This is a genomic window from Brasilonema sp. UFV-L1 (genome assembly GCF_012912105.1).
Taxonomy (GTDB): domain Bacteria; phylum Cyanobacteriota; class Cyanobacteriia; order Cyanobacteriales; family Nostocaceae; genus Brasilonema.
The window spans coordinates 1-646 of sequence record NZ_QMEA01000302.1 but is presented as its reverse complement, the minus strand read 5'-3'; the positions used below and the strand labels follow the sequence as shown (position 1 = coordinate 646).

At 45.7% G+C, this 646-nt stretch carries 1 pseudogene; it reads right to left on the bottom strand.

Annotated elements, in window-relative coordinates:
* A pseudogene (locus DP117_RS34270) lies at positions 1–646 on the bottom strand (hypothetical protein); the annotation flags it as partial.

Genomic DNA, 646 nt, shown 5'->3' with positions numbered 1-646 from the left:
CTTGCCAATGGCTTCGGCAATCGCTCTTAAGGCATGGGCTTTGGGATTGGAATCCTGAATGTTGTTGGCAAGTTTCAACGCTTCAGCAAAATTTTCATCCTTAACAAAGGCGACAGCCGCTGCTGATTGAGACTGAGAACTCGCCCGGTGACTCACATTAGTCAAGTTCCAGCGAATGTGAGTCAATTGCCCCAAAGTTGTATAACTCAACCAACCCCAAAACCCCACCGCCAGCAATAAGGATACTCCCAATCCCCCCAAACTCAAGTAAATTCGCTGCTTACCACCTTGACGCAGTGCTACACTTGCTTGAATAAATTCTTGCTCCCCTTTGCTCAGTTCTTCTCGGCGTTGTTTCAGATTTTCTTCCGCTTCTTTTAACACTGCACCGCGCAACAATGCCCCTTCATCCCGTTGCATTTTTTGCCATTGAAGCATTGCGAACCGCAGCCTTTCTTGCCAAGCGCGAAAGCTACGATCTGCTTTCATCCATTTTCCCAGTTCTTCCCAATTACGAATCAACGCTTCATGAACAACTTCCACTGTTTCTTGGTTAGCTGCATTTTGACTGGTGACGACTAATCGATCATCCGCCAATTGACTAGAAAGCCAGATAATGGAATAAATTAGTTTATAGTGGAACAAA